The sequence below is a fragment of the Burkholderia sp. M6-3 genome (assembly GCF_050858985.1).
Lineage (GTDB): Bacteria > Pseudomonadota > Gammaproteobacteria > Burkholderiales > Burkholderiaceae > Paraburkholderia > Paraburkholderia caledonica.
This window is the reverse complement of record NZ_CP110090.1, coordinates 1,993,213-2,006,971: the sequence shown is the minus strand read 5'-3', so window position 1 is coordinate 2,006,971 and position 13,759 is coordinate 1,993,213. Positions and strand designations below refer to the sequence as shown.

10 protein-coding genes are annotated in these 13,759 nt (G+C 63.3%); 6 read left to right on the top strand and 4 right to left on the bottom strand.

Annotation, left to right across the window (positions count from 1 at the left end):
* Positions 1-11: 11 nt before the first annotated feature.
* From OH764_RS08670 to OH764_RS08655, 4 genes are all read right to left on the bottom strand, one after another.
* Positions 12-2,933 carry an ATP-binding protein gene (locus OH764_RS08670; RefSeq protein WP_498846479.1) on the bottom strand — a complete coding sequence of 974 codons (2,922 nt, stop codon included), beginning with the start codon at positions 2,931-2,933 and terminating at the stop codon, positions 12-14.
* Positions 2,934-3,108: 175 nt separating this feature from the next.
* Entirely contained in the window at positions 3,109-4,023 is a 915-nt protein-coding gene (locus OH764_RS08665) for a helix-turn-helix transcriptional regulator (protein ID WP_498846478.1), read from the bottom strand.
* 441 nt (positions 4,024-4,464) lie between these two features.
* The gene (locus tag OH764_RS08660) at positions 4,465-5,286 is read right to left on the bottom strand and encodes an alpha/beta fold hydrolase (RefSeq protein WP_498846477.1); all 822 of its coding nucleotides are present in this window, start codon (positions 5,284-5,286) and stop codon (positions 4,465-4,467) included.
* 352 nt (positions 5,287-5,638) lie between these two features.
* Positions 5,639-6,157, bottom strand: coding sequence for a Dps family protein (locus OH764_RS08655; RefSeq protein ID WP_498846476.1), 519 nt, complete (start codon positions 6,155-6,157; stop codon positions 5,639-5,641).
* A gap of 350 nt (positions 6,158-6,507) precedes the next feature.
* On the opposite strand from OH764_RS08655, the gene OH764_RS08650 reads away from it, so the two are divergent.
* The 6 genes from OH764_RS08650 (at position 6,508) to OH764_RS08625 (ending at position 13,751) form a co-directional block, all read left to right on the top strand.
* Positions 6,508-8,379, top strand: a complete 1,872-nt coding sequence (locus OH764_RS08650; protein WP_498846475.1) for an amidohydrolase — start codon at positions 6,508-6,510, stop codon at positions 8,377-8,379.
* Positions 8,380-8,442: 63 nt separating this feature from the next.
* Positions 8,443-9,912: a mechanosensitive ion channel domain-containing protein gene (locus OH764_RS08645; RefSeq protein ID WP_498846474.1), complete on the top strand. Its 1,470-nt coding sequence runs from the start codon at positions 8,443-8,445 to the stop codon at positions 9,910-9,912.
* 202 nt (positions 9,913-10,114) lie between these two features.
* Positions 10,115-10,756 carry a phosphohydrolase gene (locus OH764_RS08640; RefSeq protein ID WP_498846473.1) on the top strand — a complete coding sequence of 214 codons (642 nt, stop codon included), beginning with the start codon at positions 10,115-10,117 and terminating at the stop codon, positions 10,754-10,756.
* A 23-nt stretch (positions 10,757-10,779) separates the two neighbouring features.
* Positions 10,780-11,058 (top strand): DUF1427 family protein, encoded by a 279-nt coding sequence (locus tag OH764_RS08635; RefSeq protein WP_498846472.1) that lies wholly within the window; start codon positions 10,780-10,782, stop codon positions 11,056-11,058.
* Positions 11,059-11,197: 139 nt separating this feature from the next.
* A complete protein-coding gene (locus tag OH764_RS08630) occupies positions 11,198-12,148 on the top strand; it encodes a VOC family protein (RefSeq protein ID WP_020066116.1) in 951 nt (316 codons plus the stop codon).
* A 160-nt stretch (positions 12,149-12,308) separates the two neighbouring features.
* Positions 12,309-13,751 (top strand): alginate export family protein, encoded by a 1,443-nt coding sequence (locus OH764_RS08625; protein ID WP_498848789.1) that lies wholly within the window; start codon positions 12,309-12,311, stop codon positions 13,749-13,751.
* The last annotated feature ends 8 nt before the right edge of the window (positions 13,752-13,759 follow it).

The window sequence follows — 13,759 nt, the reverse complement described above, 5'->3', positions numbered from 1 at the left end:
CCACGCATCAGTTAGTCGACGCGTGCAAGGCTCCCGCCTGTCTTGCGCGCGCCTCGCCTCGGTGAATCGGTTCCCGCGGAATTCACTGTGACCGCTGGCGCAGCATTCTCGTGTTTGGTGCCGCGCAACGTCGCGAGCGTATCGAACAGTCGCTGCACGTCGGTCGCGTTCGACGGCGCATCGAAATACAGTGCCATGCGTTCGAGCATTTGCAGTGCTTCGGCAGCGCGGCCGTCTTCCTGCCGTATGCCGGCCAGTGCCAATGACGCGCGCAGTTCCCACATTCTTGCGCCCTGTGAACGCGCCATGTCGATTGCCTTGACGAAGCAGGATTCGGCGTCGGCGAGCTTGCGCTGCGCCTGTGCGGCGACGCCGAGCACACGCCACAGTTCGGGCGCGAACACCATCTCGCCGTTGGCCTCGCAAAACTGTAGCGTGTCGGTGAGCCGGCGCGACGCTTCGTCGATCCGTCCGGCGGCCACGAGCGCCTCGGCATAGGCGCTGATAAAGAGCGTGATGAGGCGCCGGAAACCACGCTCGATCAGCGCGCTGAGCGAGGTTTCCAGCAGCGCGACGCCACGCTGCTGGTCGCCGCCGAGAATGTCGCGATACGCGCACAGACAGTTGCAGTAATCGCGCCAGACGTCGAGGCCATGCAGCGCCGCCTGCGAGCGCATGATCTCCAGATACACTGCGCCGCGCTTGAGGTCGCCGCACATCAGCGCGAGCGGCGCGGCCGAGGCGCCGAGCGTGTGCGTGAGCAACGGCTCCATGATGTCGGGGCGCACGAGGCCGACGAGCGTATCGACGAGCTTCATCGCCTCGCCACAATGTCCTTCGATCCACGCAATGCGCGCGAGCGTGCCGTTGCAGTAGACAAGCGGATGGACGGCGATCGTGTTGTCGCGCTGCCCGCTGTATTCGAGTTCTGCAAAGCGGTCGCGCGTGCGCAGCAGTTCTGCTTTCGCCTCGGCATGTCGGCCGAGGCAATGCAGCGAAATCGCGACAATCTGATCGGCCAGCGTCTCCTGCCACGGGTTGGCGCGAGCGTGTGCGAGCTGACGCAAGCGCTTCGCGAACTGCATCGACTCGTGGATGTTGCCGCTCGAAATCATGGTGGTCCACAAGCCCCAGAGCGAGCGTGCCTGAAATGCTGCGTCACCGTGTTCGGTCGCGAGCGAGAGGACATCACGCCACAACCGCTCAGACGTCGACACAGAGCCGCGCACGTGCGGCAGCGCGGAAGCCAATGCCGCGCGTACGCGCATCTCGCCAAGCGCATCGACGCTGCCGGCGGGCAGCGTGTCCAATGCATCGACCGCGCGGCTTGCGCGCTCACAGCATTCCGCGATCATGCCACTGTCGAGCAGCGCGCCCGTAAGGTTCGATGCGAGCTCGATGCCCAGTTGCACATCGCCGTCGGCGGAAAACGCCCAGTCGTCTGCGTTGCGTGCGTCGTCGAATGTGTGCCTGAGGGCCGCGGCGCTGTCCGCGTTGCCATCCACTGTTTGCGCCGTGTGTGCCATGAAACATTGCGATAGGTAGCGCGCGTGGCGCAACGCCATGTCCTGTCGCTCGCCTTCCGCCTGCAGCTTTTCGAGCGCATACGCACGCGTCGATTCCAGCAGACGGTAGCGCGCCACGGGGCCGTCGAACTCCACGTTCACGAGCGACTTGGCAAGCAGTTCGCTGATCGCGCTGATCGCATCGGCGACCGTCAGCGATGCGTCGCATGCGACCGCGCACATCGCTTCGAAGCTGAAGACGCCGCCGAACACCGCGCTTCGCCTGAAGAGCGCTTGCGAATCCGAATCGAGCAGCGCGAAGCTCCAGTCGAACGTCGCGCGCAGGGTCTGGTGGCGCGGCAACGCAGTACGATAGCCGCCTGCGAGTATCGCCATGCGGTCGTCGAGCCGTTGATGCACACCGACCACGCCGAGCGTCACCACGCGCGCCGCCGCCAGTTCGAGTGCAAGCGGAATGCCGTCCAGACGCCGGCATATTTCGCCGACGAGCCGCAGTTCCGCGCTATCTGCGGCGACTTCGCGCTGCAGCGAGTTGGCGCGCAGCAAAAACAGACTGACGGCCGATTGCTGCAGAATTTGCGCGTCGGGGCAGCCAGGCTGCGGCACGTCGAGTGGCTCGACGCGCAAGATCGCTTCGGCCATGATGCGCAGCGGCTCGCGGCTCGTTACAAGCACCCGCAGATTCGCGTTGGCAGCAACCAGTGCCTCGACCATTTCAGCGACGTGCGCGACCACGTGTTCGGCGTTATCGAGCACGAGCAGACGGCGCTGGTCCGCAAGCACCAAGGCGATTTGCGCGAGGCCCGGCGTCCCGTGTTCGACCGGCAACCCGCAGCCTTGCGCGGTGGCTGCCAGCACTTCGTCGCGCGTGCCGAGCGTGGCCAGTTCAACGAACCACACGGGCTCCGCAAAATCCGCGGCGGCATGACGGGCGGCTTCAATAGCGAGGCTCGTCTTGCCGATGCCGCCCGCGCCCGCTAACGTCAGCACGCGCGTGTGTTCGAGCATCGAGCGGATTTGTGCGATGGCCGTGTCGCGTCCCACGAGTGGCGTGCGCGAAGGCGGAAGAGGGCGCCCGGCGGGCGCAGGCATCGGCGGCGTCGCGGCGCTGGCGGCTCGATGACGCTGCACGAGTTGATAGCCGCGGCCAGGCACGGTCAGAATCAGATCGCGGTCCGCGCCGAGAATCTTGCGCAGTGCAGACAAATGCACCTGAATATTATTTTCTTCGACGATGGTATCCGGCCATACAGCGTCCATCAACTCGTCTTTGGTGACGAGGCGTCCGCCGGCCTTGACGACCATTGCGAGAATTTCGAAGGCGCGCGAGCCGAGCGGCACACGTTCGCCGTCACGCCATAAGGTGCGCAGTTCCAGATCGATTTGAAAGCGGCCTAGTTCAATCATGTCGTTTTCAACTTCCGGGACAACGTGCTTGGTGAGAAGAACCTGCAGTACGACAAGACGGAAGTTACCGGATCAAATCGTTCGCGTCTTGTCGGTTAGTGCGATGCTTTGTACGAAAGTCCATTTGCATGGGCTGCGCACCGTCAAAAATGGTGCTGTCGGAATCGATGATTATTTATCGGAGCGCCTCACGACGCCAATGTCCTGGCGGCATGCCGACGAGCTGCGAAAACGTACGCGTGAAATGGCTTTGATCGGAAAAGCCGCAAGCCATGCCGATCTCCGACAGCGAATGGTTCGAGTGTTTCAGAAGCTCACGGGCCTGATCGATACGCCGCTCCAGCAGCCATTGATGCGGCGTGCGCTGTGTGGTCTCGCGAAATGCTTGAATGAAGTAACTGCGCGACAGGTTGCACGCACTGGCGATCTCTTCAATGGACACACTGCCCTGAGATCTGGCGAGCAGCATCTCTTTTGCGCGGGCTTCCTGCAACGCGGACAGGCCCCGGTTGTTGCGGTTCGACCGAGTCGAGGCCTCGCCGTAGCGATCAAGCAGATGCGTGCCGATGGTCACGCCGAGTTGTTCGAGGAAGAGCGGACTTGCCCCGCTTTGCGCATCGAGCGTGAGCGCGAGCACCTGCGCGAGATGCCCGAGTACGGGGTCTTTGCGGCCAGCAACCGTTGCGATGCGCGCGAGGCCGCTGCCGCCGCGCTCGTGGCAGGCGTCGCTGACAAAATTGCGCGACAGTTCGATCAGCACGAAGTCGAAGCCGCCTAGCAGTTCGGCGCGGTAGTCGTCGGCGAAATCGCGGACGTAGACGCAGTCGCGCTCGAACTCGTGCGTGACCCAGCGATGTTGCGAATAGATGCGCCGGCGATGTCCTGTTTGCAGCGACACGCCAATCAGAAAGCCGCGTCCCGAGCCGTCCATTGCGACCGGACTCGTGTCGCTGCCCAACGTGCATTTGCGGTAAAACTTGAATTCGCCGGTGTCGAGTTCGAGGTCCTGGCGCAGTTGACTCGACAGACACCCGAGGGAGTCTTTAGGACGTGCGGCCGTGGCGGCGGATGCATGAATATCGTTGAACATGTTCGTCACCTCGGGTCGTCGCAGCGCCTCAACTGCGGTTAGTCGTTACTCGAAAATTATCATTTGTAAGTCATTTGTCATTATGCCGGTTTTCCCGAGGTTGGGAAACGTCGATAAAATAATGCGCGCTCAAATAATAAGCATCAAACATCATAAGAATTACGCGAGTCCCCGCCATCAGAGCTTTGGCGCTTATCACAAATGATCCGCGCTCGAAAAGCGACGCGATTTATTTTTTGATCGACATATTGCCGTAACGGATTTTCGCTCAGAAGATTTCCGTCACGTCGATTCATGTATTCGCGACGCTTCTATTAATCGGTCTCGCAATTCGAAGCTGATTACATCGGCGCCCGGAAGGCGGCAATCTGCGTCAAGAGAATTAGACGCGAAGGGAAAAGCAGGGGCGGCGCCGCTGGACGCGGCGCGCGCCCGCCAGGTTTAGCTCTGCAGGAATTCGAGCAGGTCGGCGTTGACCTTGTCGGCTTGCGTCGTGCACATGCCGTGCGGTGCGCCCGCATAGACCTTCAGCGTTGCATTCTTCACGAGCTTGGCCGACAGACGGGCCGAGTCGTCGATCGGCACGATCTGGTCGTCGTCGCCGTGAAGGATCAGCGTGGGCACGTCGATCTTCTTCAGGTCGGCGGTGTAGTCGACCTCGGAGAACTGCTTGATGCACTCATACTGGCCTTTGATCGAGCCGAGCATGCCTTCGCGCCAGAATTCGTCGATCATGCCTTGCGAAATTTTTGCGTTCGGCCGATTGAAGCCGTAGAAGGGCACCGCCAGGTCCTTGTAGAACTGCGAGCGGTTCGCTGCCACATTCGCGCGAATGCCGTCGAACACGGACATCGGCAAGCCGTTCGGATTGGCTTCGGTCTTGACCATGATCGGCGGCACGGCGCCGATCAGCACGGCCTTGGCAACGCGCGACGTGCCGTGGCGGCCAATGTAGTGAGCGACCTCGCCACCGCCCGTCGAATGGCCGACGAGCGTGGCTTCCTTCAGGTCGAGCGCCTCGATCACGGCGGCGAGATCGTCCGCGTAGGTGTCCATGTCATTGCCGTGCGACGGCTGATCCGAGCGGCCATGGCCACGGCGGTCATGAGCGATCACACGGTAGCCCTTCTGCACGAGGAACAGCATCTGCGCGTCCCATGCGTCCGCATCGAGCGGCCAGCCGTGCGAAAAGACGACCGGCTTACCCGAACCCCAGTCCTTGAAAAAAATGCGCGTGCCGTCTTTGGTCGTAACCGTGTTCATGGTGTGTCGCTCTCCGTGCTTTGAGTGAGAAGAATTGCCCGCATGGCTGCTGGCGCCGGCCGTTGCCGCTAGCGCGACGCCCGGCGCTGCGATAGCGGCAACGGCCGCGCCTGCGCCTGCTGCGAGCAGCTGGCGGCGGTTCGCCGATGGAATTGCGGATGAGTTGGCCAAATTTTTTCTCCGTGCCTGTGACGTTGTGATGTGCGTGCCGGCGCAACGTGACGCGGCATCGCAGAGTTGCGAATCCTACGGGCGCGAATATTCCCCGTACTTTCAGATTGCTTAATTGTTGTTAAGGCGGGTGACTGAACGTGTGCCGCCAGTGGCGCGCGCTGGAGAGGCCAGTGCGCTATCAGTCGTGGCGGCCCGACTCGAACAGGAACCACACGCGCTGCTCCGCTTCGTCGATCCAGTTTTCGAGCAGGCTCGCAGTCGCGACATCGCCGTATTCATCGCACAACGAATGCGTTTCGCGCATATAGCCGGCGAGCGCCAGGTTGTCCTCGCGCAGTTCCGCGAGCATGTCGCCGGGCGTGACGAAGTCGGCGTCGTTATCGGCGATACGTTGCAGCTTCGTGATGTGGCCGGCCGAGCGCAGCGTTTTGCCGCCGATCTTGCGGGCGCGCTCCGCGACCGGATCGGTGGTCGCGTAAATCTGGTTCGCCTGGTCGTCGAGCAGCAGGTGATAGTCGCGGAAGTACGGCCCGGACATATGCCAATGAAAGTTCTTTGTCTTCAGATACAGCGCGAATACATCGGCGAGCAGGGTGGTCAATGCGGCGGCGATGTCACGAGTCGCGTCTTCGGTAAGGCGGGTCGGCGTCCTGAGCGATGCCGCGCGATGCGCCGCTGCCTGCTTTGGGTCTTTCATGGCGAGTCCTTGATCGAGGGGTGAGTGGCGCTGCGAGCGTGCCCGTTCGTATGCACATTGAGCGCCCAGTCAGTGTAGGAAGAGCGCGTGTATAAAGTCCTGCAAAAATAATGAAAACTTCTGAGGCGCGTGCGCCACTCGCCGCGATTGTTGTCGCGGACGCGACATGAACCCGTTTTGAGAACCAGCCTCACCAACCAGCATTAAGAACTTGCATTAAGAACTATTAAGGGCTTCGACAAGGACCTGGCAAAGCGCCGTCGATAGACTGCCTCCCAGTTCGACTCGCCATCCAGGCGAGCGCGGCACGTCTCATCAGCCTGCCTGTCCTTTCTCTCACGGAGCCCGCCATGTCCAAAGACCTGTCACCCGGATTCACCCCGGCCGAGGTCGTCTTCTTCAACGGCAAGATCGCGACGCAGGACGAGAAGCGCTCGTTCGCCGATTCGCTCGCCGTCGCGAATGGCCGCGTCATCGCCGCTGGCTCGCGCGATGCCGTGATGCGTCACGGGAACGACGCCACTCGCCATGTCGACCTGAAAGGCCGCACGGTCATTCCGGGTCTGAACGACTCGCACCTGCACATTATTCGCGGCGGTCTGAACTTCAACATGGAGTTGCGCTGGGACGGTGTGCCGTCGCTCGCGGACGCGCTCGACATGTTGCGCAAGCAGGTGGCCCGCACGCCGGCGCCGCAGTGGGTTCGCGTGGTGGGCGGATGGAACGAATTCCAGTTCGCCGAGCGGCGCGGCCCGACGCTCGAAGAGATCAACGCGATCGCGCCGGATACGCCGGTCTTCATCCTGCATCTGTACGACAGCGCGCTTCTGAATGCGGCGGCGCTGCGTGCGGTCGGCTACACGAAAGACACGCCCAATCCGCCGGGCGGCGAGATCCAGCGCGACAAGCGCGGCAATCCGACCGGCATGCTGATCGCGCGGCCCAACGCGGGCCTGCTTTACGCGACGCTCGCCAAAGGCCCAAAGCTCGCGCTGGAAGACCAGCGCAATTCCACACGTCACTTCATGCGCGAGTTGAACCGGCTCGGCGTGACGAGCGCGATCGACGCGGGCGGCGGCTATCAGGCTTATCCGGACGACTACGCGGTCATCATGGAAATGGCGAAGCACAATGAGTTGACCGTGCGAATCGCCTACAACCTTTTCACGCAGAACGCGAAGAAGGAAATCGAAGACTTCGCGAAGTGGGTGAAGATGACGAAGCCCGGCGAAGGCGACGACTTCCTGCGCGTGAACGGCGCGGGCGAGATGCTGGTGTTTTCCGCCGCGGACTTCGAAGACTTCCTGGAACCGCGGCCCGATCTGCCCGACACGCTCGAAGCCGAACTCGAGGCCGTGGTGCGGTTGCTCGTCGCGAATCGCTGGCCGTTCCGTCTGCATGCCACTTACAACGAGTCGATCGAGCGCTTTCTCAATGTGTTCGAGCGCGTGAACGCGGACATTCCGTTCGACGGCCTGCGCTGGTTCTTCGACCATTGCGAGACCATCACGCAGAAAAACATCGAGCGGGTGCGCGCGCTCGGCGGCGGCATCGCGATCCAGCACCGTATGGCCTATCAGGGCGAGTACTTCATCCAGCAATACGGCGAAGAGGCAGTCAAGCACACGCCGCCTATCCGCCAGATGCTCGACGCGGGTCTGCCGGTCGGCGCGGGCACGGACGCCACGCGCGTCGCCAGTTTCAATCCGTTCGTATCGCTGTACTGGATGGTGTCGGGCAAGACGGTTGGCGGCACGGCAATGTATTCGAGCGCGAACAAGCTCGATCGCATGGAAGCGCTGCGCCGCTATACGGTCGGCAGCGCCTGGTTCTCGAGCGAGGACGACCGCAAGGGCGCGCTCATGCCGGGCCACTTCGCCGACTTCGCTGTGCTGAGCGACGACTACTTCAGCGTCGAGGAAACCAGCATCAAATACCTCGAATCGGTAATGACGGTGGTGGGCGGCAAGGTCGTCTATGCGGCCGACGAGTTCGCGCCGCTCGCACCGCCCGATCTGCCGGTGAGCCCGTCGTGGTCGCCAGTGGCGGAGTTCGGCGGCTATAGCCGCTATAAGCCGACCGCCGTCGCCTGCGTGGACGGCTGCGTGAATCTGTGCGGCGTGCATGCGCATGCGCATGGCTGGGCATGGCGCAAGAACGTGCCCGTCAGCGATTCCAACGGCTTCTGGGGTGCGCTCGGCTGCAGCTGCTTCGCGTTCTGACGCGCGGCGCGCTGCTCTACTTGCCCCGACCTTCATCGTGCCTTGCCGTAAGCGGGAATCACTATGCCGACTCTGACCGATGGCGTGCTCTATGGGCTCGGCATTCTGGTTCTCGACTTCCTCGCTTGGCGTTTCATGGGCCGCCGCAATGCGAACGCGCGGCTCGCGTTGCGCGTGATCATGTTTGGCCTGTCGAGCTATGTGCTCTTCACGCACGGCATGAATCCGCTGCGCGAGGCGCCGTGGGACGCGGAGCCCGTGCGCCATCTGCTCGCGCAGATTCTCGAAGTGATCTGGTGGCTGCAGGGAGCGCGGCTCGTGACCGTCGTGCTCGATCGAATGGTACTGCCCGAGACCTGGCACAAGGAGCGTCTGTTTCAAGACGTGCTCGGTGCTCTCGTGTTTCTGGCCGCCACGGTCGGCGCGATCGCGTTCGTGTTGCAGCTGCCGGTGCGCGGGCTGCTTGCGACTTCCGGAGCGGTTGCGGTGGTGCTGGGTCTCGCGATCCAGAGCACGCTGAACGACGTGTTTTCCGGCGTGGTGCTGAACGCGACGCAGCCGTTCCGCATAGGCGACTGGATCACCATCGGCGAAGTGGAAGGCAAGGTAGTGGAAAGCAACTGGCGCGCGACGAGCCTGTTGAACGGGCAGGGCAACATCGTCGTGATCCCGAACAGCGTGGCGGCACGCACGAACATCGTCAATGCGAACCAGCCAATGGATACGCATGGCGTGAGCGTGTTGCTGCCGGTGAAACCGTCGATTCGTCCGGCGACTGTCCTGCAGGCGTTGATGCATGCTGCCGCCAGCTCGCCCGAGGTGCTCGCCGAGCCGAAGCCGCTCGTGAGCGTGAAGCGCGCCACTAACGACGCGATCGAGTACGAGATCGTCTGCTACGTCGACGCATGGAACAAGAAAATCGGCGTGCGCAACGACCTGTATGACCTCGCGCACCGGCATCTGCTTTCACGCGGCGTGGTGTTGCGGCCATTGTCGGTAGCGGAACCCACCGGTGAGCCCACGGACGAAAAGCAGCGGCTGTTGCGCAACGTCCTGATCTTCCAGACGCTCGACGACGCGGAGATCGCCGAGCTCGCCGGCCAGCTGACGCTGCACGAGTTCGATGTCGACGACACGATCTATACCGCCGCCGACGAAGGCGGCCATGAGTTGCACATTCTCGCGCGCGGGGTTGCCAGGGCCGTCGTGCAGAAAGACGGCGGCGAGGCTGAACTGCGCAGGCTCGCGCCGGGCGACTCGGTGGGCCAGTCGGGAATACTCGCCGGCGTGAGAACCGGGGTAGTGGTGCGCGCGCTCACACGCGCCACGGTGTTCCGGCTCGACAAAAGCGCACTTACTCCGATCCTCGCACGGCGCCCCGAAGTCGCGCGGGAAATGTGCCGCTTGCTCTCGGTCCATCACGAAAGCGAAAAGATGCTGCTCGCGACATCGGTCACCGCAGATGAAGGCAGTGGCGGCCTGCTGCAATGGATCCGCGATGGCGTGCGGCGCTTTCACGAGCTTGCACTGTGAGGGCCGGGCCATTCGAATTCAGCTTTCGCTTAAGGCTTTTTAAGGTCGCGCCAAAGCTTTTATCGACGGCAATCGGTACGCTGAATGGGATTGGAAGGCGGCCCCGTAACGAGCCGCCATGCGCTGCATCGTGCGCAAACGAGGGCCCGCTGGCGACGAGGCTCGCGCAGATCGCTGGCGGTCGGCATAGGGAGGAGGTGACATGAAGAAAACCATTGCGGGCATCGACATGCCCGACAGTGCGATGGCCCGTGGGGCAACCGAACGGATTCGCGCGACCGAGTCTGCGTTGATGTTCCATCACGCGCAGCGGGCGTTTCTGTTCGGTGCGCTGACTGGCTATCGCGAGAACATGGTTTTCGACATGGAACTGCTTTATGTGGGCGCGATGTTTCATAACGTCGGCCTGAATAGCGCGCATCGGCGTTCGTCGTGCCGCTACGAAGTCGATAGCGCGAACGCCGCGCGCGATTTCATGCGTGAGCATCGGGCGGCGGCAAGTGCAATCGATGAAGTATGGATGGCGATTGCATTGCACACGACGCCGGGCATTCCCGAGCATCTCGCGCCGCTCGTCGCGTTGCTCGCCGCAGGCGTGCAGATGGACGTGCGCGGCGCGCGCTACGACGAATACGCCGTCGACGAGCGTGACGAAGTCGTGCAGGCGTGTCCGCGCGAAGTGGGTTTCAAGAAGCGGATTCTCGAGGAATACGCTCGCGGCATGGAACATCGTCCGCAAACGACGTTCGGCACGGTCAACGCCGACGTGCTCGACCGGTGGGATCCGAATTACCGGCGTCTGAATTTTTGCGGGCTGGTGCTTGGTTCGGAATGGCCGAACTGACCCGCCCTGGATAGGAGATTGGCATGGGCTACATCATTTCACTGGGAGTCGGCTTCGGCGTCGGACTCCTCTACTGGCTGCTCAAGGTGCAGTCGCCGGCGCCACCGCTGATCGCGCTCGCCGGCCTGCTCGGCATGGTGCTCGGCGAGCACGCGATACCTGTGGTGAAGGCACAATTCTTCGCACAGAGCGCGGCGGTGGAGGCGGCGTCGCCCTCGTCGACACTGCCGGTTGCCGCGCCGATGCCTGACAGCTCCACGCAAAAGCCAGGCGCGCCCGGCGCCACGAAACAGGGCGGTTGATTGCAGATCGAGGCGCAGGTCCTGATCTGAAGCCATGACTCAAAGCCTTGGCTCAACCGCTGGCCCGCTCCCTGGTGCAACCCGTATCCACTGGACCCGTATTGCACTCGAATTCTTCCAACATCATCAGGTAGATCACATGATCCATTTGCTTCAGCGTTTCCGTCCTCTCGCGGCGGTTTCCGCCGCGTTGCTGATCGGCCTCGCGCCGCTCACATCCGCTCACGCCGATGCCGGCCCGCCCGAAGTCGCAACCGCAAACACCGCGCTCGCCGCGCGCCAGCCGGATGTATCGGTCGGTCCGCAATACGACACGACGCACGTGTATGTGGCGTCTGCGGATCTGGACGCGTTCGTCAACAGCTTTATCGCGACGTTCGGCGGCAAGGCGTCGCCGCGCGCGGTGTTCACCGTCACGCCGACGCCGAGCAAGACCGCGTCGCAATATGTGCAGACGCCGGTCGGCATGCTGTCGGTGTTCGGCTTCGAAACGCCGGTTCCGTATCCGTTCGGCAATGAGCGCACGGGTTATCTGGTCACGAACATCGATCAGGCGGTGAAGGCCGCACGCGCGGCGGGCGCGGATGTGCTCGTGGACAGCTTCGACGACCCCATTGGCAAGGACGCGATCATTCAGTGGCCGGGCGGTCTTACGATGCAACTCTACTGGCACACGAAGGCGCCGAACTATGCGCCGCTGCAGAGCGTGCCGGATAACCGCGTGTATGTGTCGCGCTACGAGGCGAACAACTTCGTGCGCCGCTGGCTGCACTTTTCGCACGGCAAGATCGTCTCGGACAATCCGCGCGCCGACGCCGGCGTGATCGGCCGCCCGGGCGAAACGATCCGCGAGATTCGCATCGCCTCGGGCTTTGGCCGCATGGTGGTGTTCGTCACCGACGGCAAGCTGCCGTTCCCGTTCGGCCGCGAGACGACCGGCTATGGTGTCGACGATCTTGCACAGACGCTGCAGCGCGCGCAGGCGGCTGGCGCGAAGGTGGTTTATGCGCCGTATAACAGCGCAACGGGCAAGACGGCAGTGCTCGAATTCCCGGGCGGATATATCGCCGAAGTGCACGATGGCCGGTAAAGCGCGCGCAATCACAGCGCTGCTGACAGTGGAGCCGCGTCGGCCGCGTTCGTCAGGGCGAGCCGCGCGGGCGCGGCTTGGGGGGAGCGTCGCGCTGGGTGCGTGGCTGCTCGGCAAGCGGCCCGCAGCGAGCCTCAAGGCCAGCCTCAGCGCACGGCTCATGGCTGCGGGGCTTACCCTGGGGCTCACGGCGGGCCTCACAGCGGCACTGCCGGCAATGGCAGCCGACACCGCGCTCGGCAGCGCCGACGACACCGCGGCCGTGAGCGCTCCGGCGGCAAGCACCTCGTGCGCGCGCCCGACGGTGATGTTCAACCGCTGGCAGGAAAACTGGTCGGCGCTTGCGAATCCTTGCGTGCCCAAGCGCCCGTTCGACTCGCTCAAGTACATTCCGCTGTTCGGCAATCCCGACGCGTACGTGTCGCTCGGCGTCGTGCTGCGCGAGCGGCTCGAAATGAACGACGCGCCGCTCTTCGGTCTCGGCGCGGGGCACGACGATACGTATCTGCTGCAACGCCTCGAAGTGCATGCGGACGTGCGCCTCGGTCCTCACGTGCAGATCTTCACCCAGTTCGAGGACGCCCGTCCGTACGGCAAGGACAATGTCACCCCGGTCGACAAGAATCCGCTCGACTTGCGCCAGGCTTTTGTCGCTATCGTCGAGCCGCTCGGCCCGGGCGTCGTGAAGTTCCGGGTCGGCCGTCAGGAGATGGCGTTCGACTTGCAGCGCTTCATCTCCGTGCGCGACGGCCCGAATGTACGCCAGGCCTTCGACGCGATCTGGGCCGACTACGAGACGGGTTTGTGGCGTTGGATCGCGTATGCGACGCAGCCGGTGCAATACCGCGACAACAGCGATTTCGACGACGTGTCGAACCGGCATCTGACGTTCAGCGGCGTGCGCGTCGAGCGCAAAGCGGTCGGCCCCGGCGACGTATCCGCGTATTACTCGCGCTACAACCGCAGCAACGCGCGTTTTCTCGACGCGACCGGCGACGAACACCGCGATGTGTTCGATGCACGCTATTCGGGCACGCTGAACCACGTCGACTGGGACATCGAGACGATGTATCAGTCGGGGCATGTAGGCACGAAGACGATCGGCGCATGGGCGGTCGGCTCGCTCGCGGGCTATACGTTCGCGTCGACGCCGTGGACACCGCGCGTCGGTATTCAGGTGGATGCGGCTTCGGGCGACACCCATCCCGGCGATGGCCGCGTCGGCACCTTCAATCCGCTCTTTCCGAACGGCTACTACTTCGCGCTTGCGGGCTACACCGGCTATACGAACCTGATCCACGTGAAGCCGTCGCTGATCATCAAGCCGACGAGCAAGCTCTCGCTGCTCGCGGGCGTCGGCCTGCAATGGCGCGAGACCACCGCCGACGCTGTCTATCAGCAAGGCTCGGCGGTCGTGCCGGGCACGGCGGGGCACGGCTCGCGCTGGACCGGTTTCTATACCCAGTTGCGCGCCGACTGGGCAGTCACCGCGAATCTCGCGGCGGCGCTCGAAGCCGTGCATTTTCAGGTGGGTCCGTCGCTGCGCGAACTGGGCGCGCGCAACGCCGACTACATCGGCGCGGAACTGAAGTTCGGATGGTAGCGGGTAGG